Below are 24,988 nucleotides of genomic sequence, written 5' to 3' on the forward strand. Positions count from 1 at the left end.
ATTCTTCAGGGTTATGGGATGGCTCGTCAGATCAACCTCAGACAGGTTGAGGCGTTCAAAGCGGTGATCGAGAGCGGTTCGATCAGCCGGGCCGCTTTGATCCTCAACATCTCCCAGCCAGCCATGAGCAAGCTGATCGCTCATCTCGAGGAGGATACCGGGCTCAACCTGTTCGATCGGGTCAAAGGCCGCCTAGCTCCGACCGAGCGTGGCATGCGGCTTTACAAGGAGATCGATCGAATCTTTTCAGGCGTCCGCCAGGTGGAGAATGCCGTCGAGGCGATCCGCCGCGAGGAGCAGGGGCAGCTTCTCGTCGGCGTCATGCCGGCCCTGTCGCGCGCGTTCATTCAGCAGGCGACGATGGGATTTCTACAGCAGCATCCCAACGTGTTCTGCTCGGTCAAGTCACGCAGCTCGGAATGGATTGTGGACTGGCTGGTGACACGCAAGCTCGATGTCGGCCTTGTCAGCTCGCGGATCGACAATCCCTACGTGATCGCCGAGCCGCTGACGCAGCAGCCGCTCGTCTGCATCATGCCGACGCATCATCCCCTCGCGATGAAGAACGTCGTGGAGCCGGATGATCTCCACAACATTCCCTTCGTGTCTTTCGATCCCGAGAGCCAGGCAGGTCAGTGCATTGCGACGATGTTCGACGCCTATAACGTCAGACCCCACACCGTGCTCGTTGCCAATGTCTCACCGACCCTTTGCGAATTCGTGGCAGCCGGTCTCGGCGTGGCGCTGGTGCACCCCTTGATGTTCAGCGGGCTTCAGGACCGTCTGGCCATCAGACGCTTTGAGCCCGCTTTGTCTTACGACTTCCAGCTCTGTCGAATGCGCGACAGCCGCAATGCAAGTCTGGTCGACGCCTTCCTCCAGCAAGCGCGCACGACGGCTGCACGGCTTTCCCAGGAGTCGCTCAGCGCGGCATGAGCGTCGTCGCTTCGGTAATCGGCGGAGCGAGGTTCATTGCTCCTTTGAGCTCATAGCCATAGTTGACGCGCTTGCTGTGCCCCCACACCTGCTGAAGCTCAAACAGCGGAACAGAACAGACGGCGTCATGGATCTTGCGCTGAGCCTCTTTCCACAGCTCCTGCTGCCGCTCCACGCTGCCTTCCACCCGCGCCGCCTGTATCTCGGCATCCGCAACCTCGCAATGAGAGAAATTGGCAACCGCCGTGGGCTTTCCAATGCTCGAGCTCGAGTGATAAAATTCGGTCAGGTACGTGTCGGCGACCGGAAATCTGGCAGCCCCATAGAACACCAGGGCGCTGGCATTGCCGCGGATCTGGCTCTGGTAGGTCGCGTGATCGACCACGCTCATGTCGAGCTTGATCCCCACCTTTGCGAGCTGGCGCTGAATGATTTCCATTGTCGGCAGGATGGCCGAGATATTGGACACCACGACCTTGAGCGTCAGGCCATTCGAGTAGCCCGCGTCGGCCAGAAGCGCCTTCGCCTTGACCGGATCGTAGGGATAGGCCCCAGATGAACAGTCCTCTCCGATATAGCCGGGGGGAACGACCGAGCAGCCTTTCAGGCTGACGCTCTTACCGACAAACTGCACCAGGTCGTCGAGATTGACCGCCGCGGCGATCGCCTGTCGGACCCTGATGTCCTCGAGCGGCGGAATGCTGCTGTTGATGTGAAGCGTCCGAAACTCTCCAGGACGGAAGACATCAACGACCATGTTGCTGCGCTGACGGGTCGTATCGACCCAGCGCTGCTCGCGCCGGCCTTGAATGACGTCGAGCTCTCCGGACGAAAAGGCGAGCTCGCGGGCGCTATCGGAGGGGATTGTACGGTATATGATGTTGCTGATTTGCGGGCGCCCGCGGAAATAGGCCTCGTTTGCAACCAGCTTTACATGCCGCTGAGTCTCGTGCTCTGCAAACGCAAACGGACCCGTGCCGACCGGGTTGGAGGCAAACTTGCCTCCAAGCTCCTCGACCGCTTTTTTGCAGACAATGTTTCCGCCGTGATAGTTGGACAAACGGCCGAGGAAATGCGGATCCGGATATTTCAGCGCGATGCGGACCGTCGCGTCATCTACCTTCTCGATCTTCTCCACTGCGGCAAAGTCTGCAGCGAAGCTCGAGCGGTTGGGGTCTGCGGCACGCGTGAGCGAGTAGACGACATCATCTGCGGTGAGGCTGCCCCAATCGCCGTGAAACTTGACACCCTTTCGAATGAAGAAGGTCCAGACTCGTCCGTCTGCGGAGGTTTCCCAGCGCTCGGCGAGATCGGGCTCGAGATCCTTAGGGTCCGCGCTGCCGGGCTTGAATCGAACCAGGCCATTGAACATCAAGCCGATCAGCGGCTTGTCGGTGCTGGTCGTCGCACGATGCGGATCGAGCGTGGTGATGTCTGATCCTCCAGCACCGATTTGCAGGGTGGCCCCAGGCCCGACTTCCGCCGCGAACACATCACCGGTCGCGTTCACAATGGCAGCGATGCAGAAAGCCAAGACAGACACATATTTCATATAGATGGACTTCATCCGGTGCCTCGCCCGTTACCCCACCCATCAGGCTGGAAGAGTCCTCCCTCTCTGTCAAAGTCCGAAATCAAGGACGCCTATTCTCACGCGTTATGGGTGCCCGCAAGTATCAGATTAGCGGCGCCTGATCGCGGTTGGCTCCATTTGGTATTCTATCCATCCACGCCGGCGACGTTGAGCCGGATAGTCCGGAGACCTCGATCAGACCAAGCCGTATCGCTCTGACGACTGCGACCGTCCGGCTGTTCGTGCCGAGCTTTCTCGTCGCCTTCTTGATGTGGAAGTTGATCGTGTTTTCGCTGATCTTGAGGATGATTCCGATGTCCCAGGAGGACTTGCCCTCCGCCGTCCACGCCAGGCATTCCCGTTCGCGCGGCGAAAGCTTGATAGCCTTGTTGCCCATCGCCGGCTGGGCAAGCTCGCCAAAAGCGACATGGAACTGACAGGCCAGGGCGTGAAGATGCTTCAACTGCCGGACCGGGTCGGCGTCCTCGAAGCGGGATGCAAAGGATAGAACGGAGATGCGCCCGGACGGCCCAAACAGCGGCACGCTCACGCCGTGCTTGAGGCCGGCTTCGCGGCTCTCGAGAAGGACCAATCGCTCGCCGTCGTGCAGTTGACGCTGCTCGAGCAGTTGATCCCACATGAAAGGCTTGCTGTGCGACGCCGTTCGCCTGATGACAGGGTCGATCTCTTGATATTTGTGCTCGAAATAGTGGTTGCACCAGTCGAGCGGGAAGTTGAGCGCGATGGCCGGCATCGGATGGTCTGGCAGACGTACAGTCTCTTCGTAGTTCAAGGCGCCATACGCCACCTGACCGAACCCCTTGTCGTCCGCAGAACGGACGAGCAGGTCGAAGAGGTCGGCCAACGACTGTGTGCGGTTTGCACAATCGATGAAGCTGAAGAGGTCCATTGCTACCTCACGGCAGACAAAGCTGCGCAAGTTCCGCCCAGATATGATCGTGAAAACGAATCCGTCTCAACGTCCCGGTTGCCGACGGTTCGTCCCGGCCCCTTCGTCGGCCTCGACTGAGGCGAGAAGCGGGCGCTTGCTTGTCCAAACTTCAACCCAACCTGAGGTAGACACTACCATCATACGCTCCGTCGTGCAATTGACGATCACAATCGCTTAATCTCTCAGAAGCCGTGATGCCATCAGCGTTGCCCTTTTCAGGAATCGGCGGCCGGACGATGTTGCCGATCCGGTCAACCACATCGCGCAGCAAAGTGCCTTCCTGATAGGTGTTCTTCGGCACTCCTGTCGGCAAGCATCAGCTCACTGGTACAAACTTCGAGCGGATCATGCACATTCACGGCATTCTTTCCGCACGCATCACCCGCAGCCCAGCAGCCCGCCCATATCACGCGGGTCGTTCGGGCCGGCCAGGACTAGCCTTGCAAAAGCCAACAACTGCCGAGCAGCACAACTCAGAATTGCGTCTAATTATAGGTGATATTGGGGCGCGGTCTGACAGATGTCGTCTCCCGAGAAAGCGGATGGCACAACAGCCCTCGATAGGCGAGGGAGCTACTCGACTGGGTAGCTCCCTCTGTAACGCCGTGCCCATTAGTCTGCATCTTCCTGTCACGAGGCAGATTGGAAGATGCTCATGCGTACCGTTTCAATCAGGTGGGAAACCGTCCATCGACATGGCGAAGCGTGGATTTCGCATCACCGGCTGCGGTACCGGATGTTCGTCGAGCGGCAGAGGTGGTCCGTGCCTCATTATCAGGGCATCGAATATGATGAGTTCGACACACCGGCAGCCACCTATATTCTGGTCGTCGACGATCACGATCAGGCGCTGGGGACCGCCCGGCTGATTCCGACTACACGCCCCTACATGGTCAGATCCCTGTGGCCCGACCTGGTCGAAGGCTCGCTACCGCATTCGGACGCCATTTGGGAAGCATCGCGATTCGGCTGCGATCGTACGCTGAGCGCCGGCAGACGTCGCGAAGTGATCGGGCAGCTCATCCAGGGCTGCCAGGAATTCGGCCTCGAAAACGGCATCTCGTCTTATCTTGGTGTCATGCCCAGCTGGATCTTCAAGAATGTCATCGCCGCCCATGGCTGTCCCGTGAGACCGCTGGGAGCGAAGCTGCGGCTGGAAGGGTATGACATCGGGGCAGCCTATATCGGCGTATCAGCGACAATCCTGGAATCGGTTCGCCGGCATACGGGCATCCCAAGCGCGCTGCATGCGAGCCCTTCTCCTCCTGAGCCTGTCTCACCCGTATTGTCCCCGCGCCTGGCAGAGGACGCTCTATTGGAGACCGCCGAAGAACTGGCGTACAGCCAGGACTTGGAAGGCCTCGCTGGAGTTCGGTGAGCGCGATCCCCAACCTTCGACAACTCTGCCGTGCGCCCCCGCCGCCGTCACCTCGTCGGCAAGCCCGCTGCCGCGTCGCCGTGCAGCGCGACCGGACTATCCGCGCGCAACGAGGGAAGGAGCCGCCCCTACAGGAGGGCGTCATGCTCGGTGAAAGACCGCTCAATCGAATGGCGTCCGCATTGCCCAACGGGCATTGCTGCACATCTCGTTGCAGGATCGGGAAAGGCACTTTGCAAGTGCCCGAAAAGATGGTCGGAGCGGCAGGATTCGAACCTGCGACCCCTGCGTCCCGAACGCAGTGCTCTACCGGGCTGAGCCACGCTCCGACTTGGGAAGCCGGCTTATAGCCTCGGGTTTCCGTCTTCGCAAGGCACACGAGGCAGGAAATCGCATCGAAATCGCAGATCACCGGTGGATGGGTTAACTCGTTGGCACAATGGGACTTTGCGCAACCGTCATGGCGCGGGCGCAGGGCCGCGCGCGATTTGCGGGCTTCATTCGCTCCGCCCCAGCCGCTATAGCGGGCGCGCAAACGTACCACCGCCGGCCGATCATGCCCGAGCCCGAGACGACAGAGCTGAAGACGCAGGTCCTGCCTGCCGACGCGAAGGGAATCTCCGCGGCGGCGGGCGTGTTCGCGCGCGGCGGGCTGGTCGCGTTTCCCACCGAGACCGTCTACGGCCTCGGCGCCGACGCGAGCAATGCGGCCGCGATCGCTCATCTCTATCAAGCCAAGGGGCGGCCGGCCTTCAACCCGCTGATTGCCCATGTCGCAGATCTCGGCGCAGCGCGACGAATCGGCCGCTTCGATGCCACAGCCGAGCGGCTGGCCGCCGCGTTCTGGCCGGGGCCGCTGACACTCGTCGTCCCGCAGGCGGACGGGTGTCCCGTCGCCGATCTCGCCACCGCCGGCCTCGACACGGTTGCGATCCGCGTGCCGGCCCATCCCATAGCGCGAGCGCTGCTCGCCGCATTCGGTGGCGCCGTGGTGGCGCCGTCGGCCAACATCTCCGGCCATGTGTCGCCGACGACGGCAGCCCATGTCGCGGCCGATCTCACCGGACGTATCGACCTGATCCTGGACGGCGGCCCGGTCGAGGTCGGCGTCGAATCGACCATCGTCGGCTGCTTCGAGGCACCCGCTCTGCTGCGCCCGGGCGGAGTTCCCAGCGAAGCGATCGAGGCCGTGCTCGGCCGGCCTCTGGCGCGACGGGTAACCGCGGAGATGCATGCAGCCGAGCAGCCGCTCGCGCCGGGCATGCTGGCCTCGCATTATGCGCCGCGCGCCGCCGTCCGCCTCGAGGCCAACGACCTCGCGGCTGGCGAGGCGCTGCTCGCCTTCGGCCCCGTGAACCTGCCCGGCGCCGCCGGCGCAGCCGCGATGCTGAACCTGTCGCCCTCGGGCGATCCGGCAGAGGCAGCAACGCATCTTTTCGGCTATCTTCGCAGCCTCGATGCGAGCGGCGCGCGCAGCATCGCCGTGATGCCGATCCCGAACGACGGACTGGGCGAGGCGATCAACGACCGGCTGCGCCGCGCCGCCGCGCCGCGATAACACTGGAAGCGACCAACCATGAACATCAGCCCGCCTGCTTTGCCGCCGCTGTCCCCCGAGCTGATCGCGCAATTCACCGCCATCGTCGGCGAGCGCCAGGCGCTGACCGCCGAGGCCGACGTCGCGCCTTACGTCACCGAGGAGCGCAATCTGTTCCACGGCCGCTCGCCGCTGGTGTTGCGCCCAGGCTCCACCGCTGAAGTGGCCGCGATCTGCAAGCTCGCCAGCGCGCATCGTATCGCTCTGACGCCACAGGGCGGCAACACCGGCCTCGTCGGCGGCCAGACCCCGCACAATGGCGAGGTCGTGGTGTCGCTGAAGCGCATGGACAAGATCCGCGACGTCGACACTGCCTCCAACACGATGATCGCCGAGGCCGGCGTGGTGCTGCAGGTCGCGCAGCAGAAGGCCGCCGAGGTCGACCGCCTGTTCCCGCTGTCGCTCGGCGCCGAGGGCAGCTGCACCATCGGCGGCAATCTCTCGACCAATGCCGGCGGCACCGCTGCGCTGGCCTATGGCGTCGCGCGCGAGATGGCGCTCGGCGTCGAGGTGGTGCTGGCCGACGGGCGGGTGCTGAATGCGCTGTCGAAATTGAAGAAGGACAACACCGGCTACGACCTGCGCAACCTGTTCATCGGCGCCGAGGGGACTCTGGGCATCATCACGGCTGCAAGCCTGAAGCTGTTCCCGAAGCCGCGGGCGATCGAGACCGCCTTCGTCGGACTGAAGTCTCCGGAGGACGCGCTGAAGCTGCTGGCGATCGCGCAACGCGAGGCCGCCGGCAGCCTGACCAGCTTCGAGCTGATCGCGCATATCGCGCTCGACTTCTCGATCCGCCATGTCGCGGGCAACCGTGCGCCGCTGTCGGGCCCGCATCCTTGGTTCGTGCTGATGGAGCTGTCGTCGTCGCGCGACGATGCGCGCGCGACGCTGGAGACCATCCTCGAGCAAGGTCTTGAAGCCGGCATCGTCGACGACGCCGTGATCGCCGAGAATCTCTCCCAGCGCATGGCGTTCTGGAAGCTGCGCGAGGACATCTCCTGGGCGCAGAAACCGGAGGGCGGCTCGATCAAGCACGACATCTCGGTGCCGGTCGCCGCGGTGCCGGCCTTCATCGCCGAGGCCAATGAGGCTGTCGTGAAGAAACTGCCCGGCGCGCGGCCGGTGCCGTTCGGCCATCTCGGCGACGGCAACATCCACTATAATGTCAGCCAGCCGGTCGGCGCCGACACCGCCGACTATCTGGCGCGCTGGCACGAGGTGAATGCGGTGGTGTTCGAGATCGTGCTGCGCATGGGCGGCTCGATCTCGGCCGAGCACGGCATCGGCGTGCTCAAGCGCGACGAGCTGCCGGATGTGAAGGACCCGACCGCGATCGCGCTGATGCGCGCGATCAAGGCGCAGTTCGATCCGCTCGGGATCATGAACCCCGGCAAGGTGCTGTAGGCTCTCGACCCGCTCATGAACATCGCCCCTGCTCTCGTCGTCTCCGACATCACCGATGCGGACGTGCCCACAATTGTCGCTCTGTGGCAGCGCTGCGGTCTGACGCGGCCGTGGAACGATCCCGCCGCCGACATCGCGCTCGCCCGCCGCGGCGATGACTCGACCGTGCTGGTCGGCCGCGTCGATGGCGTCATCGCGGCCTCGGCGATGGTCGGCCATGACGGCCATCGCGGCTGGGTCTATTACGTCAGCGTCGATCCCGATCATCGCGGGCGTGACCTCGGCCGCGCCATCATGGCGGCCGCGGAAGACTGGCTGCGGGCACGCGGCATCGCCAAGCTGATGCTGATGGTGCGCGGCGACAACACCAAGGTGCAGGAATTCTACCAGGCGCTCGACTACGCCGTGCAGGACAGCGTGGTGTTCTCGAAATGGCTCGACGGTCGCCCGCCGACTCCCGGCATGAAATAGAGGTCCCCCATGAGCATCTCCGACCGCATCCGCGTGCACGAGCGGCGCGTGCTCTCCGACCATTACGGCACGCTGACCTCGACCAGGTTCGAGTGGCGGCGCGACGACGGCACCTGGCAGATGCAGAGCCGCGACGTGTTCGAGCGCGGCAACGCGGCGGCGATCCTGCCCTACAACCTCGTCCAGCGCAGCGTCATCCTGGTCAAGCAGTTCCGCTACCCCGCCTTCCTCAACGGCCATGACGACCTGTTGATCGAGGCCGCGGCCGGGCTGCTCGACGATGCCTCGCCGGAGGAGCGCATCCGCCTCGAGGCCGAGGAAGAGACCGGCTTCCGGCTGCATGACGTGAAGTTCGTGTTCGAGGCGTTCATGAGCCCGGGCGTGGTCACCGAGAAGATCCACTTCTTCGTCGCGGAGTACGAGCCCGAGATGCGCGTCAGCGCCGGGGGCGGGCTCGCGCATGAGGGCGAGGAGATCGAGGTGATGGAACTCTCGATCGACGAGGCGCTCGCGATGATCGCCGACGGCCGCATCCAGGACGCCAAGACCATCATGCTGCTGCAGCACGCGGCGCTGCGGATCTTTGTTTGAGTGCGGCCAACGCCTTGCTCGCGGATCTTGCTCCGCTGTCGTCCTCCGCGAAAACGGGGGGATGACGACCGTCTCGGTTTGTCAAAGCCTGCCTCAGAACAAACTCCCCTGCCCGTCATCAGCGGGCGAAGTTGTATTTTTTCGCGACGCAACTTTCTTCGCCGGCTTGCGCTGCGCATCTTCGGCGGCCCGCATCTCCTCGGTCATCGGCAGGAGCAGTTGCTCGTCGTCGTTGGCCACGGCGTTGACGCGGGTCGAGACCTCGTACCAGGCGAACTCGCCTTCCCGCGGCGCGACCATCAGGTGCATGACGTCGTCGGCATCGTGCGCGCGGCAGTCGAGCCAGAGTGAAAAATCATCCGGCCTGATGGTCACGGGAACCCGATGATGCAGCGTCGCGAGATCGGCGCTCGCGGCGGCCGTCATCAGCGCCACCGTATCGACTTCCTCGCCGTTCGGTCCCATCCACGTCTCGGCGAGCGCGGCGAAGCCGATTGGCGCGCGGTCGGCGCGATGGATGAAGAATGGCCGCTTGCGGCCATCGATCACCTGCCACTCGTAATACCCATCAGCGGGCACAATCACGCGCCGACGACGAATCGCGTTCTTGAATGCGGGCTTCTCGCGTACGGACTCCGAACGCGCATTGATCACCAGCGTGAAACTACGGGGATCCTTGACCCAGGCCGGCATGAAACCCCAGCGCATCAAGCGAAAATGCCTGACGTCCTGATCCAGGAAAACTACGGGAATCGGCTGCGTCGGAGCAATGTTGTGCCGCGGCGGAAAGTTCGGCTGTTCCTCGTAGCCGAAGATCTGCCTGATAGCTGCGGGTGGTGAAGTGATCACGAAACGTCCACACATAATGTCACTCAAATCCTGGTGTGTTCAGCACCTTTTAACCGGGGTTGGGAACACTGCAGCGGATGACCGCAGCGGCGACCCAATCCGTGCCTTCCGATCGCACGACCCCACGACCGGCGGGCAGCGCCATTGATCCGGCGCGGGCCGCGATCTTGCGCGCCGCCAACATCAATCCGCGCACCGGTCTCGCCACCGACTATCTGAATCATTTCAACGAAGCCGTTATGCTGCTTGAAATGATTCCGGATATCCCGGAATGCGCCGAGGATTTCCTGGCGTGGTCGCCACTGAGCTACCCGGAACATTTCACCCACACCAATTTCAAGGCCCGCGATCTCGTCATCGAGGCCTATGAGCAGGCCGATCCGGCGATTCGCGATCGCTTCGACCATCTCACCAAGACCATGACCGACATCCTGCTCGCGGTCGGCAGCGCGATGCGCGACGCCAAGCAGGATTCCACCAAGGCCAAGCTGGCCGAGCAGGCCGCGGGCTGGGTCAAGCCGCTGGTGTCGCAGGCCGGCGGCATCATCAATGGCGACATCGAGTTCGATCCGGAACCGGTGGCGGAGGTCGACGAAGTCGACGCCGTCGACGCGATCATGGCAAGCTTCTAGCGTTGCACCGGCTGCCGACCCGGTGGTCTTCACGCCAGAGTGCATACCATGCCCGGAGCCGTCGCTGCCATGACCCTCGCCCCGCCTCCCCGCCATCCCCAGCTCGCCGTCAGCGCCGCGATCTTCCGCGACGGCAGGATCATGCTGGTGCGCCGGGCGCGGTCTCCGGCGAAGGGCGTCTACACCCTCCCGGGCGGGCGGGTGGAGTTCGGCGAGAGCCTGCACGAGGCCCTGGCGCGCGAGGTGATGGAGGAGACCGGGCTGTCGATCTCGATCATTGGGCTGGCCGGCTGGCGCGAGGTGCTGCCGGCCAGCCAGGGCGGCAAGGGCGGCGACGGCCACTACGTGATCCTGCCCTTTGCCGCGCGCTGGCAGGCCGGCGAGCCCGTGCTGAACGAGGAGCTGGACGACGTGCTGTGGCGCGCTCCCGATGATCTGGACGGCCTGCCCCTCACCGACGGCTTGCCGGAGATCATCGCCGCCGCCCGGGCTCTGGTGTAGGCGCCTTGCGTCCGCCACCGGGCGAAGGCATATGACGGCAGTGCTCCCGATGTTCCCCAAACGCCTGCTGGCCATCCTCGTCCTCGTTGCGGCCTGCGCCGCCGCTCCGGTGCGGGCGCAGGATGCGGCTGCGCCGTTCGACGGCGATCTGCAGCGGCTGGCCGAGATCCTCGGCACACTGCATTACCTCCGCGGCATCTGCGGCAGCAATGAAGGCGCCAAATGGCGCAACCAGATGCAGGCGCTGGTAGATGCCGAGACCCCGTCCGGCGAGCGCCGCGCCCGCATGATCGCAGGCTTCAACCGCGGCTATAACGGCTTCCAGCAGACCTACCGGACCTGCACCCCGGCCGCGATGGTCGCGATCCGCCGCTACATCGACGAGGGATCGAAGATCTCGCGCGACCTCACGGCGCGTTACGCCAATTAACGGGGCCGGCGCGTTATCCACGTTTGCGTTAACCTTGTTAACCTTTCCTAAAGAACTGGCCTAGGCGTTCCCGCCTCGCGTGGTAATGCTCACTTGTCCGGCGCGCCCGCGTTCGGAAATCAACGCGCCTCGCGGCCCCGCCAGACTGAATTCAATGAGTTATCCCCTCACCTTCAGCGCCCTTCCCGCCGCCCTGCCCGACCATGAGCAGAAGCAGGCCGCGCTCAGCTACCTCAACGAAGCCTGGGCAGAAGCGCGCCATGATGGCGTCGACGGCGACTGCCTGGCGCAGGCCAGCCTGTTCGCCGCTTTGGCCGAGCTCGTGACGACCTACGGCGAGGACGCGGTCGCGACCTTCGTCGAGGGTTTTCCCGAGCGCATCCGCAACGGCGAGTTCTCGCTGTCGCGCGCGACGCAGTAAAGCTCGCGCCGCTGATCCGGCCCCCAAGCAACCTGCCGTAGGGTGGGCAAAGGCGCACCGCGCTTCTGCCGACAATGCAGCGCTCTCTCGCGCGCCGTGCCCACCATCGCGGTCCGCGTTCGCCTCACGACGGTGGGCACGCAACGCCCTGCGGGCGCCGCTTTGCCCTACCGCTCAAATGCTTCGCGGCGATTTTGGCACGACGGCGTCAGCGCTCACGCGCATCGGCATCCACCTTCACATGTCAAAGAGCGATGAGACACGCCTCATCGTCCTCGCGGCGCGGGCGCCCGAGCGATGACCGTCGTTCGTCCCTCGCATCGATCGAGGGCGCAGGGAAGGCTGGGCGTCGGCTGACGCCCATGGCCCCCGTGCGAACAAGAATGCACGGGGCAGGAACCACAGGTGCAGCCGGATGAGCCCAGCCTTCCCTGCGCGATGGGTTTAACGCTTACTCCGTGCTCTCCCTGGGGACCGGCTGTCTTGCCCCCATCGTCCGCGCCGGCGCTCTCGCACCGATCGCAGGCTTGACCTCGGCTTCGGGAGGCCAGGACCACACGGCTTCACGTCCGCATCGAAGCTGTTCGTCCGCGCAAGACAAGCCCACGCTGCAACCCGACACGTCCACCGCCTCCCCGCCTCGCGTCTCGTGACGACCGCGCGTACGCCCCTCTCGGTGAGGCGGGATGGAGAGAGAAGTGGCACGAATTCTGATAATTGGAAAGCGGCTTTTTTAGCCAGCATGCACCGCGACCGCGATCACGTTGAGACGATGCGCAAAATCATCCTTTCGGCCTATGCATCTCGTGTCGTTGCGGAGACGGGAACGACGGCGTCACCGACCAAATCGCTCAACTGATTTGCCCGACGGGTGTGCTATCCCGGCGCTTGATCGCGGCGCTTCAATCCAATCCGGCCATGATGGCACAGCCGGCGCAGGAGCGGCAGCAAGCGCTATGAGATGGATTTTCGCTGAGAGACCGAGTTCCTGCTCGGTGTGCCGCGCGAAACCCGCGTTGGCCAAACGCGGCTGTCCAATACGGTCTCTTGAGCTGAAGGAGAGGCCGCCTTTCAAACGGCATCTCCTTCGTGCGGCAAGGCGATGATGGATGAGAGATGTCGTCAAGACCTGATGAACGCGAGCAGGTCGGGGTTGAGGACATCCGCGTGCGTGGTCAGCATGCCATGGGGGTAGCCGGGATAGGTCTTCAGCGACCCGTTCTTGAGCAGGTCGACCGCACGCGGCACGGAGCTTGCGAACGGGACGACTTGATCCGCCTCGCCATGCATCACCAGCACCGGCACAGTGATGTTCTTGAGGTCTTCGGTATAATCTTCGAGCCACGAGTCGACAGTCGCGTAGTGAGCGAGAGCACCGCCGGCCATGCCTTGGCGCCACCAGTTGGCAATGATTGCCTCCGAAGGCTTGGCCCCATCGAGGTTGTACCCGTAGAACGGATTCTCCGGAACGAAACGGTAGAATTCCGACCGGTTGCCCAGCACGCCTGCCCGGATCGCTTCGAACCACTCCGGCGGTTGACCCGATGGGTTGTTCTCGCTCCGGTACATGTTCGGCGTCAGCGAAGCGACCAGCACCGCCTTCGAGACGCGCTCCTGGTGGCGGGCGACATAGCGAGCCACCTCTCCGCCACCTGTCGAATGCCCGATATGGATCGCGTCGCGCAGGTTCAGGTGTGCAGTCAGGGTTGCAAGGTCGGCAACCCAGCGGTCCATGTCGTTGCCGGTGCTGGGCTGGTCGGACCGGCCGTGGCCCCGCCGGTCGTGGGCGATCACCCGATACCCATGACGAAGAAAGAATGTCATCTGGGCATCCCAGTCGTCCGCTGTCAGCGGCCAACCGTGGCTGAAGACGATCGGCTGACCTGATCCCCAATCCTTGTAGAAGATGTTTACACCGTCGTTAGTCGTGATCGTCGGCATCGAGTCGCTCCATCGGCGCTGTCCGTCTTTCTGAAAAGACAGGAACTAACTGATCCATTGAGCTACGCGCTGCTCGATGTCGCGGGCCGAATTTTATAATGAGGAGCCCGAGAGAGCCCTTGCCTCGGCAACACCCGACGGCCAACGCATGGCCGCATGAAGGTATTTCCTGCTTCCGCCAGAAACAAATACCTTGTAGGCTCGGATATATGCCTTGGAAGCATATTGAGGGCGGAATGGAACTCCGGCATTTGCGCTATTTCATTGCCGTTGCAGAGGAAGGTAGTTTTCTGACGGCAGCCCAGCGGCGCCTCAACACCTCACAGCCGTCCCTGAGCCGGCAGATTCGCGATCTGGAATCCGAAGTTGGCGTGGAGTTGCTGGAGCGCCAGGCGCGTGGCGTAGCGCTGACCGAGGCCGGAAGAGTCTTTCTCGATCATGCGCGGTTGGCGCTGTTGCAGGTCGAGGCAGCGACGGTTGGCGCGCGGCAGATCGCGCAGCCGCAGAAGCCGACGCTTTCCATGGGATTCATGGTGGGTCTGGAGGTGATGTGGCTCCCCCATCTGCTGCGTATCCTCCGCGAGGAAGAGCCGGAGATCGAAGTCACCCTGACCAGTCAGTCCTCGCCAGAACTTGCGCTCGCATTGACGCGCGGGAAGCTCGACATAGCCTTTCTCCGGCCCGAGAAACAGACCGCAGGCGTGACCTTCAAGTTGTTGGCGAAGGAGCCCTTGATCGTAGTGCTGCCGGCAGACCATCGCCTGGCGTCGCGCAAAAGGATTCGCCCGCAGGATCTTGTCCGTGAGATCTATGTCAGCTCGGCCAGAACGTCTCCGGTCTTGCACGCTGTGATTCAGGATTATGCGTCGAAGGTTGGAATCGTGCTCAAGGCAAAGTACGAAGGCGAGAACATATCGTCGGCCATGTCACTGGTCGCGTCCACTGGCGGAGTCACACTCGTTCCACTCTATGCGCAGAATATGCTGGCTCCAAACGTTGTTGCCAGAGCGCTCGAGGGCCACCCGCCCACCGTCGGGCTCGCTCTCGGCTACAACCCGGCAAATTGCTCTGCTCTACTCAGCCGGCTTTTGTCCCGCGCGGATGAACTGGTCGCAAACGTTCAAAATCAGAGCATCATTCGCTACGTTGAAGCTGACTAGCAGCCGATGCGAGCATCCGCTTCGGGTCACAAGCGACTGCGTCGTCATGAAATTTGACTCTATCGCAGCCATCGAACTTCGAAAGCGGACCTCATCAAACTGACGCCGAATGTCCGGAAGGAGCCGAATAGCTGGCTTTGCCGGCGGCAGTGAGTTCATGCCATTGGTGATCCGAACCTTGGATGAGTTCAGGAGACTGTAAGAGTTCGAGTTGCTGCCGTCAGTACCAGCCCGCACGCGGTCGTACGGCACACCGCCCCCCAGCCCCCTCTTGCGCGACAGGTTTAACGCTTGCTACGTGCTCTCGCTGGGGACCGGCTGTCTCGTCCCCCCATCACCTACGCTTGCGCTCTCGCGTCGAACAGCAGGCGTGACCTCGGCAATCGAGCTCACGACGAACAGCAGGGACGGGCCGGTTGCAGGCACGGCGACCGCGTAAGCCAGCTCAATTGGACATTTGTAGTTCCGAGTGGTCCGATTGCGCGGGGCCTCCCTCGGCGCGCTGAGCGGCCCGATAGCTCCCCGGCGACTGACCGTTGTGCCGATGAAACAGCTTGGAGAATGCTGCCGCCGTCTCGTAACCGACCCGGCTGGCAATCTGCGCGATCGACTCATCGCTGGTTTCCAGCAGAAACGCCGCCTCAGCCATGCGGCGTTCGATCACGTAGCGCTGCACGGACTGGCCGATGAGCTTGGTAAAACGCGCCGAAAACGCCGAGCGGCCGAGCCCGACCTGATGTCCGAGGCCGCTCACGGTCCAGGGATGCTCCGGGTTTTCATGAATGAGCTTGAGGGCCGGCCCGATATGCGGGTCGGAAATCGCCCCGAGCCAGCCGCCTTGTCCGGGACTGAGAGACGAAATCCAGCTTCGGAGCACCTCGACAAAGAGCACTTCCGTGAGTTTCGAAAGTACGACGCGTTGGCCGGGGCGCTCGAGCGCTGCTTCGCTGACCATGCGGCGCAGGATCGCTTCGAGCCATTCACCGTCCGTCGCCGGCCTCAGCAAAAGCACTGGCGGTAGCAGCTCCAGCACGCTGCCAAATATCGGCCGCGACACCGTGAAATTGCCGCAGATCATGGTCGCGTGCGGCTTCACACGGCTGCCGTGACGAATGACTCCAAACCGCGATGATGCCCGATCGATATCGATGATGCGCAAAGGTTTGGCCCGGCGATCCGAATAGAACACATGAGGTTCGCCGCGTGTGATGACGACGAGATCGCCCTCGGTCATCTGGATTTCTTGTCCCTGCCCGACAGCGAGGGTCGCCGATCCTCGGCTGACATAATGAAACAACGCGTAAGGGCGCGCCGGCAGTTCGAGATGCCAGGGATGGCCGAGCTCGAAGTGAAAAAGCAGCGTCCCGCCGAGACGAACGCGGTCGAGCATTTGAGCGAGGATGTCCATTCTGTCCAAGCTAGCTCGGTGGACGATCGGACACAACATTCGGACGATCGATCTCTATCGTCCGGATGGACTGCGGATTAGGTCATGTCGCGGCGGGCCGACGTCGCGCGCGGCAACTCTATCGCCGACGCGAATGGAAGACCCGCAAGCTTATTGGAAACGCCTGTCCATTCCCCCCGGACGCTGTTCCGTCCGACATGCCCATGGGATCATTCGATGCGAAATATCCTCCTCTCAGCTGCCACCGCGTTTCTTGCCGGGTCGACATTGGTCGGCTCCGCTCATTCGGCCGAACCGCCGAAGGGAGCAGCCCAGAACATCGTTCTCGTGCACGGCGCCTTCGTGGACCAGACGAGTTGGCAGCCTGTCGCCGATATTCTCACCAAGAAAGGCTACAACGTCACGCTGGTCGAAAATCCGCTCACCTCCCTTGCGGCGGATGTCGACGCCACAAAACAGGCGCTCGCAAAGCAGAACGGCAAGACTGTGTTGGTCGGCCACTCCTGGGGCGGCGTGGTGATCACGCAGGCGGGCGACGATCCCAAGGTGTCGGCGCTGGTCTATGTGTCCGCCTTCGCACCCGACGTCGGAGAATCCCTGGCGTCGCTGGCGAAGGCCGGCCCGCAGACCGAGGGCACCAGAGCGATCCATCCCGACGCCAAGGGTGATCTGTACATCGATCCGAAGGTGTTTGCGTCAGCCGTCGCCGCCGATCTTCCTCCGGAAATCGGTGAGCACCTGGCGAACTCGCAGCTTCCGTTGAACCACGTTGCGTTCGAGGCCCCCGTCACCATTGCGGCCTGGCATGACAAGCCCACGTTCTACGTCATCACCACGAAGGACAAGACCGTCGCCCCCGAGGCGCAGAAGTCGTTTGCAGCGAGGATCAAGGCCCAGACGACGGACGTTGCCGGCAGCCATGCCTCGCTCGTCGTCCATGCGAAAGAGGTGGCCGAGGTCATCGAAAAGGCCGCACGGGCGAAGTGACGGTCGCCACTCCCGGCGCTGTCGCGCCGGGAGTGCACACACCCATTTACAAGAGGGTGGCCCCTGCCCGATGCCGGGTCTTACGCTCCCGTCACAATCCTCATTGATGAGCGCCCCGATGGCGTGCGCATCTCCTCCGACAGGATGAGAGCGACTTGCGGCCCTGCGGCCACGCGGCGGCGCTTGCCGTGGCGCAAGATCTCGATGCGAAAGTCACATCCTTGCTGAGTGAATGCGCGGGCCAATTCTCAAGGACGCCATTCGCGCCAGATAGGCCGATAAATAACACGAACTCCGGCCGGCACGCTGGAAACAGATGATGGACATTTTCGCATGGACAGGGTGTTTCTCACCACGGCCTGGGCTCTTTTGGCCGCGGCTGTCATGCCGGCACATGCATCTCCACGGGCGATGACCAAGGAGCCGCTGGATGCGGCTACACTCGGCGCGATCAGATCGAAATTCGCCGGGCTCATGGAACTAGCCAACAAACATGATTTCAGAGGTTTGCACGAGATGTTCTGGCAATCGCCGTCGACGCTGCTGGTTGCCAAGAGCGCGATCCCGTCCGAAGGAAACTGGGCAGGCTATTGGGGCAACGAGACCATTGATCAAAAGCTGCATGACATCGGAAGTTCCGGCCCGGTCGTGCTCGAGCCGGACTATTCGCGGCTCAAGATCGTCGGCCTCACACGCGATGTCGCCGAATCCTATGTTCCAATGAACATCACGGTGTCCTATGCGGGACAGGACGGAACAGCCAAGCCGTTCCTGATGATTGTCAACTGGCTTCGCATCGGCAAAGATTGGAAGGTCGCTTCTGAAATCATTCTGCCAGTGCCGCCGGCGCCGACCGCACGATCGACATCTCCGGAGAATGCGCGATGATTGATAGACGGACCTTCTCCGCCGCCCTGGTGACCCTTGGTGCGGCTTCGCTGATCTCGACATCCGGCAAGACCGCTACGTCCAATCCAGTGAAGGCCACCAACGTCGTGCTCGTGCACGGGCTGTTCGCAGACGGCTCGTGTTGGTCCGAGGTGATCGCACGATTGCAAGAAGCGGGATTGAATGCCACGGCCGTTCAAAATCCGCTGACGACGCTTCCCGACGCGGTGGCTTCGGCTGAACGGGTTCTGGCGCAGCAAGATGGCCCGACGGTGCTGGTGGGCCATTCCTTTTCCGGGATGATCGTCACCGAGGCCGGTATGAATCCGAAGGTCTCCGCGCTGGTCTACGTGGCTGCACGTGCGCCGGATGCTGGCGAGGACTACACCGCCCTTGCCAAGACCTACCCGACGCCGCCCGCGACAGCCGGTATCGTGTTCGACGGCGACGAAGGGCGTCTCAGCGAAGCGGCGTTTTTGCGCGATTTCGCGGGCGACCTGCCAACAGCGAAAGCGAAAGTCCTCTACGCCGTCCAGCAACCGTTCCAAAAGGCGCTGCTGTCAGGCAAAACCACCAACGCAGCCTGGCGATCGAAGCCCAGCTATTATGCGGTTTCGACCGAAGACCGCACCATCAGCCCGGATCTCCAGCGCTTCATGGCCAAGCGGATGGGCGCCGAGACCATCGAACTCAATGCCAGCCATCTCTCACTGATCTCCCATCCCGACGAAATCACGCAGCTGATCCTCAAAGCCGCGGGACACCTTGCCTGACGACGTCGCGTGGACAGCCCGCATTCTTCTGCGGCGAACCGCCGATGGACAGCCGTGGATCGCCGATCGGGCCGCCGAACGGCCGGGAACTGCCCCGGTCATCAGCCGCCATCCGGCGTCAGAAACCCTTCACCATTCGAAGGCGTTGGGGGGGCATGAACATCCGCCCTTAACGAAAATAGGAAAAACTAGGCCGCTGATCTTCACCGACTTGACCATAGTACCGTTGCGAGCTGACGCGAAAACTCGATTGGCCGTGTCGCGACCTGGTCATCGCCGGAGCGAAATCCGAAATGCCGTCACCGACGAGCAGAGCGGAGTTTGCAGCTGCCGCGTGAAGAGCTTGGTTAAGGAAACGTTAGGGAAAAGTCGGGGATTTCTGATGATTGCGCCAGAAGAAGAGAGGATGCTGAAAACGCTCCTGGTCGAGATGTTCGCCCACATCAGCAGCATGCGGCGGGAATTCGCAGCTCTTCAAGGCGACAGCAAGAACAACTTCGCGACGATGGCCGACACCCTCGATGCGATCGTCGAGAACACGGAGGTGGCCGGGAACGCGATCCTCGAAAGCATGGAGACGATCGGCAACAGCGTCGCGAAGCTGCAGAGCGTCAAGGACCCGACGACCGCGGCGATCTGCGACGAGATCCTCGACAGCTCGAACAAGGTGTTCGAGGCGTGCGCGTTTCAGGACCTCACCGGGCAGCGGATCACGCGCGTCGTCAAGTCGTTGAAGTTCATGGAAGACCACATCAACCGACTGGTCCGGATGTGGGGAAAAGAGGAACTGGCCCGGCTCGCAGCCGAGGTCGCGGCCCCAAGCACCGAGCCGGACTTGCTGGAGGGTCCGAAGCGGGTGGGCGTGGCGATTTCGCAGGACGATATCGACAAGCTGTTTGCCTGAGCGGCATCGGACATCGCGGCCGATGATCAGATCGGAGCTGCGAGCTGATCGTCGCGCAGCGTGATGCCCGCTTCGTTGCGAGCGTAGCGAAGCAATCCGGAGTCCCGTACACCACCCCTGGATTGCTTCGCTACGCTCGCAACGACGGCGCGAAATAATCAGTTGCGCCGTTACGGCCGCAGCGTCTCCATGAAACTGACCGGCTCGCCGGTCGCAGGCGTCAGCAGCTCGCCCTGCCACATCACGCGCTGGCCGCGGACGAAGGTGCCGACCGGCCAGCCCGTCACGCGCACGCCGTCATACGGCGTCCAGCCGGCTTTCGAGGCGACCCATTCGTTGGTGATGGTCTCGCTGCGCTTGAGGTCGACGATCGTCAGATCGGCGTCGTAGCCGGCGGCGATGCGGCCCTTGCGGGCGATGTTGTAGATGCGGGCGGGGCCCGCGCTGGTGAGGTCGACGAAACGCTGCAGCGATAGCCGGCCGGCGTTGACGTGGTCGAGCATGATCGGCACCAAGGTCTGCACGCCAGTCATGCCGGAAGGCGAGGCCGGATAGGTCTTGGCCTTTTCTTCCGCGGTGTGCGGCGCGTGGTCGGAGCCGAGGATGTCGACGATGCCCTGGTGGACGCCCCACCAGATCACGTCGCGATGGTCGGCGGAGCGCACCGGCGGATTCATCTGCGCGTAGGTGCCGAGCCGCTCGTAGCACTCGGGCGCAGCGAGCGTGAGATGGTGCGGCGTCGCCTCGACGGTGGCGACGTCCTTGTGGTCGCGCAGATAGACGATCTCTTCCTTGGTCGAGATGTGCAGCACATGGATGCGCTTGCCGGTCTCGTGCGCGAGATTGACCAGCCGCTGCGTAGCGCGCAGCGCGGCCTCCTCGTCGCGCCACACTGGGTGCGAGCGCGGGTCGTTCTCGACGCGCAAATTCTTGCGCTCGTTGAGGCGGTATTCGTCCTCGGCGTGGAACGCGGCGCGGCGGCGGATCACCTGGAAGATGCGGCGCAGGCTGTCGTCGTCCTCGACCAGCAGCGAGCCGGTGGAGGAGCCGACGAACACCTTGACGCCGGCGCAGCCCTCGGCGCGCTCCAGCACCGGCAGTTGCTCGACGTTCTCGCGGGTGCCGCCGATGAAGAAGGCGAAGTCGCAATGCATGCGATGGCGCCCGGCTTCGATCTTGGCGGTGAACGCCTCCTCGGTGACCGTCAGCGGATTGGTGTTGGGCATCTCGAACACGGCGGTGACGCCGCCCATCACGGCGCTGCGCGAGCCGGTTTCGAGATCCTCCTTGTGGGTCAAACCAGGCTCGCGGAAATGCACCTGGGTGTCGATCACGCCGGGCAGCACGTGCAGGCCCTTGCAGTCGATGATCTCGGCGGCGGAGGCCGCACTGAGATCGCCGATCTCGACGATGCGTCCACCCGAGATGCCGATGTCGCGGACACCCTCGCCGTCGTGATTGACCACGGTGCCGGATTTCAGAATGACTTGGAAGCGCTGGCTCATGAACCCCTCATAGGATGTCATTCTCCCGATCACCCCAAGGCAGTTCGATCATGCTGCGCGCCTGCCCATTTGCTGGCCTGCGAGGCGGCGCGCGCCTTGATCTTTAGAATGAAGCCACCGCAGTGCGGCGTTTCAGCCTTGTGGTTTATGCCAGGGCGGCTTACGTTTCAGTGCGGCGTGTCGCAAGAGGTTTTTCGAATGAAAGCGACGTTTCTCGACGACCGGGGCGTGGTCCAGGTCAGCGGCGACGATGCACGCAAGTTCCTCAACGGTCTGGTTACCACCGATGTCACCAAGCTCGTTCCGGGTGACGCCCGGTTCGGTGCGCTGCTGACGCCGCAGGGCAAGATCATCATCGATTTCCTGGTGGCGCAGGCGCCCGCGGGGGACGCCGGTGAACGCTTCCTGCTGGATTGCCCCCGCGCGCTGGCGCAGGCGCTGACGGACAAACTCAATTTGTACAAGCTGCGCGCCAAGGTCGCGATCAGCAATCTCTCCGACCAGGTCGGCGTCATCGCGGCTTGGGACGGCGCGCCGGCTGCGGCGATCGATCTGTGCTTCAAGGACCCGCGCCACGACGCGCTGGGCTGCCGCGTCATCGCGCCGCAGGCTGATCTCGCCGAGATCGCCGCGCGACTGGGCGCGGAGGTCGTCGCCGCCGCAGACTACGAGGCGCATCGCATCGATCACACCGTGCCGCGCGGCGGGCTCGACTTCATGTATGGCGACGCCTTTCCCTACGAGACCAACATGGACCGGCTGCACGGCGTCGACATCGGCAAGGGCTGCTATGTCGGCCAGGAGGTCGTGAGCCGCATGCACCATCGCGGCACCACGCGGACGCGGGCGGCCAAGGTTCTGCTCGATGGTCCGAGCCCGGAGCCGGGCACGCCGATTCTGGCGGGCGAGAAGAGCGTCGGCACGATGGGCTCGGCTGCGCAGCAGAAGGGCCTGGCGCTGGTGCGCATCGACCGTGTCGCCGAGGCGATGGAGGCGGGCACGCCGCTGACGGCGGGCGGTCTCACCGTCCGCATCGCCGATCCCGACGCGTTGCAGGGCGCGCCGAAGCAGACGGTCGCCTGAGCCGCTGATATGGGTCGCGCTGCGGTCGTCCATCCCGATGGTCTGACGCGCTGCCCCTGGCCGGGCAGCGATCCGCTTTATGTCGCCTATCACGACACCGAGTGGGGCGTGCCGGAATATGACGATCGCGCGCTGTATGAGAAGCTGATCCTCGACGGCTTCCAGGCCGGACTGTCGTGGATCACGATCCTGCGCAAGCGCGACAATTTCCGCCGCGCCTTCGATGATTTCCAGCCTGCGAAGATCGCGCGCTATTCCGACAAGAAGATCCACGCGCTGATGAACGATGCCGGCATCGTGCGCAACCGCGCCAAGATCGAGGGCGCGATTCTCAGCGCGAAATCCTGGCTCGACATCCAGGACAAGGGTCCCGGCTTCTCGAAGCTGCTGTGGGATTTCATGGACGGCGCGCCGAAGGTCAATGCGTTCAAGACCACCGCGAGCGTGCCGGCGTCGACGCCGCTCTCGATCAAGATGTCCAAGGAGCTGGCGTCGCGTGGCTTCAAGTTCGTCGGCCCCACGATCGTCTACGCCTTCATGCAGGCGACGGGCATGGTCAACGACCATCTCGTCACCTGCTTCTGCCATGAGACCTGCAGCGGCAAGCGCCGCGCCCCGCGCCTCAAACCTCCCAAATGACAATTGAGAAGCCCCCGAGCGGGCAGGACCGTGTCTGGCAGCGCATGCTGTCCGGCCGGCGGCTCAACCTCATCGATCCCTCGCCGCTCGATGTCGAGATCGCCGACATCGCGCACGGCCTGGCGCGCGTGGCGCGCTGGAACGGCCAGACGTCCGGTGCGCACATCTTCTCGGTCGCGCAGCACACGCTGCTGGTGGAGATGGTGATGCGCGCGAAGAAGCCGAACATCGATGCGAAGCTGCGGCTCGCGGCGCTGCTGCACGACGCGCCGGAATACGTCATCGGCGACATGATCTCGCCGTTCAAGGCGGTGCTCGGCGGCAGCTACAAATCCGTCGAGAAGCGGCTGCTCGGCGCCATCCACATCCGCTTCGGCCTTCCGGCCGAGCTCGCGCCGGAGATCGAGCGCCAGATCAAGGCGGCCGACCGCGGCTCCGCCTATCTGGAGGCGACCCGGCTGGCGGGCTTCTCCGAGAGCGAGGCGAAGAAGCTGTTCGGCCGCGATCCCGGCCTGCCGGAGGCGACCGTGACGGAGTACCTGACGCCGTGGAGCGCGGCCAAGGCCGAGAAACGATTCCTGACACGGTTCAACCTGGTGCTGGGGTCGTGCTGAGATGCCGCTGACGCCGGACGAGCGCCGCAACGAGCGGCTGAGACTGGCGGCCAATTGGATGAACACGCTGGCGACGGCGATCGTCACCGCCGGAACGTTCGTGCCGTTGGCCCAGTTCGTCTATGGCGTGCTGCCGCCGAATACCCCGGCCGGCCTGATCTATGGCTCCGGCGTGGTTTGCATTGTCACCGGAGTGCTCCTACATTTGCTGGGTCAGTGGATCCTGGGAGGTCTTCGATGACCACGCACCAGCTCGTTGCCCTGAGCTTCCCGCTCCTGACCGCCCTGGCCGTCGCCATGGTGGCCCTGCTCGTGCGCCGTCCCTGGGCCGAGAAGCCGGTCGAGATCGCCTCGCCGAGCCGTGAGCGCGTGCTCGAGCATCTCGAGCGCCTCAACGCCGAGATCGAGGGCAAGGCGCATCTGGTCCGCCAGGAGCTGCGGCAGCTCAAGAACACGCGCTGAGGGCTCGCCGCGCCGGCAAGGGCCAGGGCGGGACATATGCGCCCGCCCGAGAGCTGACATCCAAAACCCGCTTTTGCCCTTGTGTCGCCGTTCGTATATTCGGGCGTCCAAAGGCACCCCATGATCCACGTCTGCTCACTCGCCGCTTTGCCCGAGACCGTGCGCCTGACCGGCGCCAGTCACGTGCTGACCATCATGGCCAATGTCGAGCAGGTGCAGCGGCCGGAGAGCATCCGGCCCGAGAACCACCTGCGGGTCTCGGTCGACGACATCACCGAGCAGCTCCCCGGCTTCATGGCGCCGAGCGACGATCACGTCACCCAGGTGCTGGAGTTCGTGCGCGGCTGGGACCGCGCGGCGCCGCTGGTCATCCACTGCTATGCCGGCATCAGCCGCTCCACCGCCAGCGCCTTCGCGGCCGCCTGCGCGCTCAATCCCCACCGCGACGAGCTCGATATCGCCTGGGCGATCCGCCAGGCCTCGCCGATCGCCTCCCCCAACCGCCTGATCGTCAGCCTCGCCGATCGTGCGCTGGGCCGCCAGGGGCGCATGGTGCGCGCGCTGGATGCGATCGGCCCGGGCGCGATGATGGTGGACAGCCAGCCCTTCCGCATCGAGCTGGAGTGAGCCACGCCCCCGTCGTTCCGGGGCGCCGCGCCAGCGGCGAAGCCGGAACCTCGAGATCGTCGCGCGCGATCGAACGGCCAGGCTCAAACCTCTGGGTTCCGGGTTCGCCCATCGCGCGCCCCGGAACGACGGGGCCGCGAAAGGCCCGCGCCGAGTAACAACATACCAGCGCCGCTTGAACTTCCCTCGCGCGGTTTGACACTCAAGGAACTGCAGCCATCGTGCCGGCACGCCGTGCCGCGGCGCGAATCGCTGCGCG

General features: G+C 63.7%; 28 protein-coding genes and 1 tRNA gene. 21 read left to right on the forward strand and 8 right to left on the reverse strand.

Annotated elements, in window-relative coordinates; genetic code table 11:
- The first annotated feature begins 18 nt into the window (after positions 1-18).
- Complete coding sequence (locus NLR35_RS07700; protein WP_257165948.1) at positions 19-936, forward strand: LysR substrate-binding domain-containing protein; 918 nt, start codon at positions 19-21, stop codon at positions 934-936.
- Here the strand turns inward: NLR35_RS07700 and NLR35_RS07705 are convergent.
- The 3 genes from NLR35_RS07705 to NLR35_RS07715 all read right to left on the reverse strand — a co-directional run bounded on the left by NLR35_RS07705 (position 923) and on the right by NLR35_RS07715 (position 3,762).
- Positions 923-2,503 (reverse strand): ABC transporter substrate-binding protein, encoded by a 1,581-nt coding sequence (locus tag NLR35_RS07705; RefSeq protein ID WP_257165949.1) that lies wholly within the window; start codon positions 2,501-2,503, stop codon positions 923-925. The two genes, NLR35_RS07700 and NLR35_RS07705, sit on opposite strands and share 14 nt — an antisense overlap.
- 109 nt (positions 2,504-2,612) lie before the next feature.
- On the reverse strand, positions 2,613-3,419 hold the full coding sequence (locus NLR35_RS07710) for a LuxR family transcriptional regulator (RefSeq protein WP_257165950.1): 807 nt from the start codon (positions 3,417-3,419) through the stop codon (positions 2,613-2,615).
- Between the two features lie 151 nt (positions 3,420-3,570).
- The gene (locus NLR35_RS07715) at positions 3,571-3,762 is read right to left on the reverse strand and encodes a hypothetical protein (RefSeq protein ID WP_257165951.1); all 192 of its coding nucleotides are present in this window, start codon (positions 3,760-3,762) and stop codon (positions 3,571-3,573) included.
- Positions 3,763-4,116: 354 nt separating this feature from the next.
- Between NLR35_RS07715 and NLR35_RS07720 the strand changes: the two genes are divergently transcribed.
- Positions 4,117-4,839, forward strand: coding sequence for an acyl-homoserine-lactone synthase (locus tag NLR35_RS07720; RefSeq protein WP_257165952.1), 723 nt, complete (start codon positions 4,117-4,119; stop codon positions 4,837-4,839).
- 252 nt (positions 4,840-5,091) lie between these two features.
- On the opposite strand, the gene NLR35_RS07725 is transcribed toward NLR35_RS07720, so the two are convergent.
- Positions 5,092-5,168, reverse strand: a tRNA-Pro gene (locus NLR35_RS07725).
- Between the two features lie 227 nt (positions 5,169-5,395).
- Between NLR35_RS07725 and NLR35_RS07730 the strand changes: the two genes are divergently transcribed.
- From NLR35_RS07730 to NLR35_RS07745, 4 genes are read left to right on the forward strand one after another with little or no spacing between them, the layout of a single operon-like run.
- Complete coding sequence (locus NLR35_RS07730) at positions 5,396-6,397, forward strand: L-threonylcarbamoyladenylate synthase (RefSeq protein ID WP_257165953.1); 1,002 nt, start codon at positions 5,396-5,398, stop codon at positions 6,395-6,397.
- Between the two features lie 18 nt (positions 6,398-6,415).
- Positions 6,416-7,843 (forward strand): FAD-binding oxidoreductase, encoded by a 1,428-nt coding sequence (locus NLR35_RS07735; protein ID WP_257165954.1) that lies wholly within the window; start codon positions 6,416-6,418, stop codon positions 7,841-7,843.
- A gap of 15 nt (positions 7,844-7,858) precedes the next feature.
- Entirely contained in the window at positions 7,859-8,314 is a 456-nt protein-coding gene (locus NLR35_RS07740; protein ID WP_257165955.1) for a GNAT family acetyltransferase, read from the forward strand.
- Between the two features lie 9 nt (positions 8,315-8,323).
- Positions 8,324-8,905 (forward strand): NUDIX domain-containing protein, encoded by a 582-nt coding sequence (locus NLR35_RS07745; protein WP_257165956.1) that lies wholly within the window; start codon positions 8,324-8,326, stop codon positions 8,903-8,905.
- A gap of 93 nt (positions 8,906-8,998) precedes the next feature.
- Here the strand turns inward: NLR35_RS07745 and NLR35_RS07750 are convergent, their stop codons facing one another.
- Positions 8,999-9,769 (reverse strand): SOS response-associated peptidase, encoded by a 771-nt coding sequence (locus NLR35_RS07750; protein WP_257165957.1) that lies wholly within the window; start codon positions 9,767-9,769, stop codon positions 8,999-9,001.
- 62 nt (positions 9,770-9,831) lie between these two features.
- Here NLR35_RS07750 and NLR35_RS07755 point away from each other — a divergent pair, with 62 nt between their 5' ends.
- The 4 genes from NLR35_RS07755 to NLR35_RS07770 all read left to right on the forward strand — a co-directional run bounded on the left by NLR35_RS07755 (position 9,832) and on the right by NLR35_RS07770 (position 11,738).
- Complete coding sequence (locus tag NLR35_RS07755) at positions 9,832-10,386, forward strand: hypothetical protein (RefSeq protein WP_306577298.1); 555 nt, start codon at positions 9,832-9,834, stop codon at positions 10,384-10,386.
- 69 nt (positions 10,387-10,455) lie between these two features.
- The gene (locus NLR35_RS07760) at positions 10,456-10,887 is read left to right on the forward strand and encodes an NUDIX hydrolase (RefSeq protein WP_257165959.1); all 432 of its coding nucleotides are present in this window, start codon (positions 10,456-10,458) and stop codon (positions 10,885-10,887) included.
- Between the two features lie 31 nt (positions 10,888-10,918).
- Complete coding sequence (locus NLR35_RS07765) at positions 10,919-11,317, forward strand: TIGR02301 family protein (protein WP_257165960.1); 399 nt, start codon at positions 10,919-10,921, stop codon at positions 11,315-11,317.
- Between the two features lie 154 nt (positions 11,318-11,471).
- Positions 11,472-11,738, forward strand: a complete 267-nt coding sequence (locus NLR35_RS07770; RefSeq protein ID WP_006610703.1) for a hypothetical protein — start codon at positions 11,472-11,474, stop codon at positions 11,736-11,738.
- Between the two features lie 1,122 nt (positions 11,739-12,860).
- On the opposite strand, the gene NLR35_RS07775 is transcribed toward NLR35_RS07770, so the two are convergent.
- On the reverse strand, positions 12,861-13,679 hold the full coding sequence (locus NLR35_RS07775) for an alpha/beta fold hydrolase (protein WP_257165961.1): 819 nt from the start codon (positions 13,677-13,679) through the stop codon (positions 12,861-12,863).
- A gap of 236 nt (positions 13,680-13,915) precedes the next feature.
- On the opposite strand from NLR35_RS07775, the gene NLR35_RS07780 reads away from it, so the two are divergent.
- Entirely contained in the window at positions 13,916-14,839 is a 924-nt protein-coding gene (locus NLR35_RS07780; protein ID WP_257165964.1) for a LysR family transcriptional regulator, read from the forward strand.
- A gap of 445 nt (positions 14,840-15,284) precedes the next feature.
- Here NLR35_RS07780 and NLR35_RS07785 read toward each other — a convergent pair whose 3' ends face one another.
- The gene (locus tag NLR35_RS07785) at positions 15,285-16,286 is read right to left on the reverse strand and encodes an AraC family transcriptional regulator (protein ID WP_257165965.1); all 1,002 of its coding nucleotides are present in this window, start codon (positions 16,284-16,286) and stop codon (positions 15,285-15,287) included.
- Between the two features lie 177 nt (positions 16,287-16,463).
- Between NLR35_RS07785 and NLR35_RS07790 the strand changes: the two genes are divergently transcribed.
- From NLR35_RS07790 to NLR35_RS07805, 4 genes are all read left to right on the forward strand, one after another.
- A complete protein-coding gene (locus NLR35_RS07790) occupies positions 16,464-17,234 on the forward strand; it encodes an alpha/beta fold hydrolase (protein WP_257166152.1) in 771 nt (256 codons plus the stop codon).
- 333 nt (positions 17,235-17,567) lie between these two features.
- Positions 17,568-18,122, forward strand: a complete 555-nt coding sequence (locus NLR35_RS07795; protein WP_257165966.1) for a hypothetical protein — start codon at positions 17,568-17,570, stop codon at positions 18,120-18,122.
- Positions 18,119-18,895: an alpha/beta fold hydrolase gene (locus NLR35_RS07800; protein ID WP_257165967.1), complete on the forward strand. Its 777-nt coding sequence runs from the start codon at positions 18,119-18,121 to the stop codon at positions 18,893-18,895. Before NLR35_RS07795 ends, NLR35_RS07800 begins: the two co-directional genes overlap by 4 nt.
- Before the next feature lie 382 nt (positions 18,896-19,277).
- Entirely contained in the window at positions 19,278-19,799 is a 522-nt protein-coding gene (locus tag NLR35_RS07805) for a protein phosphatase CheZ (RefSeq protein WP_257166153.1), read from the forward strand.
- Between the two features lie 170 nt (positions 19,800-19,969).
- Here NLR35_RS07805 and NLR35_RS07810 read toward each other — a convergent pair whose 3' ends face one another.
- Positions 19,970-21,304: a dihydroorotase gene (locus NLR35_RS07810; protein WP_257165968.1), complete on the reverse strand. Its 1,335-nt coding sequence runs from the start codon at positions 21,302-21,304 to the stop codon at positions 19,970-19,972.
- A gap of 198 nt (positions 21,305-21,502) precedes the next feature.
- Here NLR35_RS07810 and NLR35_RS07815 point away from each other — a divergent pair, with 198 nt between their 5' ends.
- From NLR35_RS07815 to NLR35_RS07840, 6 genes are all read left to right on the forward strand, one after another.
- On the forward strand, positions 21,503-22,387 hold the full coding sequence (locus tag NLR35_RS07815; RefSeq protein ID WP_257165969.1) for a folate-binding protein YgfZ: 885 nt from the start codon (positions 21,503-21,505) through the stop codon (positions 22,385-22,387).
- Between the two features lie 9 nt (positions 22,388-22,396).
- Positions 22,397-23,026: a DNA-3-methyladenine glycosylase I gene (locus tag NLR35_RS07820; protein WP_257165970.1), complete on the forward strand. Its 630-nt coding sequence runs from the start codon at positions 22,397-22,399 to the stop codon at positions 23,024-23,026.
- Positions 23,023-23,640: an HD family hydrolase gene (locus tag NLR35_RS07825; RefSeq protein ID WP_257165971.1), complete on the forward strand. Its 618-nt coding sequence runs from the start codon at positions 23,023-23,025 to the stop codon at positions 23,638-23,640. Before NLR35_RS07820 ends, NLR35_RS07825 begins: the two co-directional genes overlap by 4 nt.
- Before the next feature lies 1 nt (position 23,641).
- Positions 23,642-23,881 carry a hypothetical protein gene (locus NLR35_RS07830; RefSeq protein ID WP_257165972.1) on the forward strand — a complete coding sequence of 80 codons (240 nt, stop codon included), beginning with the start codon at positions 23,642-23,644 and terminating at the stop codon, positions 23,879-23,881.
- Complete coding sequence (locus NLR35_RS07835; RefSeq protein WP_257165973.1) at positions 23,878-24,102, forward strand: hypothetical protein; 225 nt, start codon at positions 23,878-23,880, stop codon at positions 24,100-24,102. Before NLR35_RS07830 ends, NLR35_RS07835 begins: the two co-directional genes overlap by 4 nt.
- Before the next feature lie 120 nt (positions 24,103-24,222).
- Positions 24,223-24,729: a tyrosine phosphatase family protein gene (locus NLR35_RS07840; RefSeq protein ID WP_257165974.1), complete on the forward strand. Its 507-nt coding sequence runs from the start codon at positions 24,223-24,225 to the stop codon at positions 24,727-24,729.
- The last annotated feature ends 259 nt before the right edge of the window (positions 24,730-24,988 follow it).

Source organism: Bradyrhizobium sp. SRS-191 (assembly GCF_024586915.1).
In the GTDB taxonomy this organism is placed as follows: domain Bacteria; phylum Pseudomonadota; class Alphaproteobacteria; order Rhizobiales; family Xanthobacteraceae; genus Bradyrhizobium.

What these genes read in the sequence shown, in the direction of transcription:
- NLR35_RS07700 (WP_257165948.1), top strand. Translation starts at nt 19, where the DNA reads ATGGCTCGTCAGATCAACCTCAGACAGGTTGAGGCGTTCAAAGCGGTG.
- NLR35_RS07705 (WP_257165949.1), bottom strand. Translation starts at nt 2,503, where the DNA reads ATGAAGTCCATCTATATGAAATATGTGTCTGTCTTGGCTTTCTGCATC.
- NLR35_RS07710 (WP_257165950.1), bottom strand. Translation starts at nt 3,419, where the DNA reads ATGGACCTCTTCAGCTTCATCGATTGTGCAAACCGCACACAGTCGTTG.
- NLR35_RS07720 (WP_257165952.1), top strand. Translation starts at nt 4,117, where the DNA reads ATGCGTACCGTTTCAATCAGGTGGGAAACCGTCCATCGACATGGCGAA.
- NLR35_RS07730 (WP_257165953.1), top strand. Translation starts at nt 5,396, where the DNA reads ATGCCCGAGCCCGAGACGACAGAGCTGAAGACGCAGGTCCTGCCTGCC.
- NLR35_RS07735 (WP_257165954.1), top strand. Translation starts at nt 6,416, where the DNA reads ATGAACATCAGCCCGCCTGCTTTGCCGCCGCTGTCCCCCGAGCTGATC.
- NLR35_RS07740 (WP_257165955.1), top strand. Translation starts at nt 7,859, where the DNA reads ATGAACATCGCCCCTGCTCTCGTCGTCTCCGACATCACCGATGCGGAC.
- NLR35_RS07745 (WP_257165956.1), top strand. Translation starts at nt 8,324, where the DNA reads ATGAGCATCTCCGACCGCATCCGCGTGCACGAGCGGCGCGTGCTCTCC.
- NLR35_RS07750 (WP_257165957.1), bottom strand. Translation starts at nt 9,769, where the DNA reads ATGTGTGGACGTTTCGTGATCACTTCACCACCCGCAGCTATCAGGCAG.
- NLR35_RS07755 (WP_306577298.1), top strand. Translation starts at nt 9,832, where the DNA reads ATGACCGCAGCGGCGACCCAATCCGTGCCTTCCGATCGCACGACCCCA.
- NLR35_RS07760 (WP_257165959.1), top strand. Translation starts at nt 10,456, where the DNA reads ATGACCCTCGCCCCGCCTCCCCGCCATCCCCAGCTCGCCGTCAGCGCC.
- NLR35_RS07765 (WP_257165960.1), top strand. Translation starts at nt 10,919, where the DNA reads ATGACGGCAGTGCTCCCGATGTTCCCCAAACGCCTGCTGGCCATCCTC.
- NLR35_RS07770 (WP_006610703.1), top strand. Translation starts at nt 11,472, where the DNA reads ATGAGTTATCCCCTCACCTTCAGCGCCCTTCCCGCCGCCCTGCCCGAC.
- NLR35_RS07775 (WP_257165961.1), bottom strand. Translation starts at nt 13,679, where the DNA reads ATGCCGACGATCACGACTAACGACGGTGTAAACATCTTCTACAAGGAT.
- NLR35_RS07780 (WP_257165964.1), top strand. Translation starts at nt 13,916, where the DNA reads ATGGAACTCCGGCATTTGCGCTATTTCATTGCCGTTGCAGAGGAAGGT.
- NLR35_RS07785 (WP_257165965.1), bottom strand. Translation starts at nt 16,286, where the DNA reads ATGTTGTGTCCGATCGTCCACCGAGCTAGCTTGGACAGAATGGACATC.
- NLR35_RS07790 (WP_257166152.1), top strand. Translation starts at nt 16,464, where the DNA reads ATGCGAAATATCCTCCTCTCAGCTGCCACCGCGTTTCTTGCCGGGTCG.
- NLR35_RS07795 (WP_257165966.1), top strand. Translation starts at nt 17,568, where the DNA reads ATGGACAGGGTGTTTCTCACCACGGCCTGGGCTCTTTTGGCCGCGGCT.
- NLR35_RS07800 (WP_257165967.1), top strand. Translation starts at nt 18,119, where the DNA reads ATGATTGATAGACGGACCTTCTCCGCCGCCCTGGTGACCCTTGGTGCG.
- NLR35_RS07805 (WP_257166153.1), top strand. Translation starts at nt 19,278, where the DNA reads ATGATTGCGCCAGAAGAAGAGAGGATGCTGAAAACGCTCCTGGTCGAG.
- NLR35_RS07810 (WP_257165968.1), bottom strand. Translation starts at nt 21,304, where the DNA reads ATGAGCCAGCGCTTCCAAGTCATTCTGAAATCCGGCACCGTGGTCAAT.
- NLR35_RS07815 (WP_257165969.1), top strand. Translation starts at nt 21,503, where the DNA reads ATGAAAGCGACGTTTCTCGACGACCGGGGCGTGGTCCAGGTCAGCGGC.
- NLR35_RS07820 (WP_257165970.1), top strand. Translation starts at nt 22,397, where the DNA reads ATGGGTCGCGCTGCGGTCGTCCATCCCGATGGTCTGACGCGCTGCCCC.
- NLR35_RS07825 (WP_257165971.1), top strand. Translation starts at nt 23,023, where the DNA reads ATGACAATTGAGAAGCCCCCGAGCGGGCAGGACCGTGTCTGGCAGCGC.
- NLR35_RS07830 (WP_257165972.1), top strand. Translation starts at nt 23,642, where the DNA reads ATGCCGCTGACGCCGGACGAGCGCCGCAACGAGCGGCTGAGACTGGCG.
- NLR35_RS07835 (WP_257165973.1), top strand. Translation starts at nt 23,878, where the DNA reads ATGACCACGCACCAGCTCGTTGCCCTGAGCTTCCCGCTCCTGACCGCC.
- NLR35_RS07840 (WP_257165974.1), top strand. Translation starts at nt 24,223, where the DNA reads ATGATCCACGTCTGCTCACTCGCCGCTTTGCCCGAGACCGTGCGCCTG.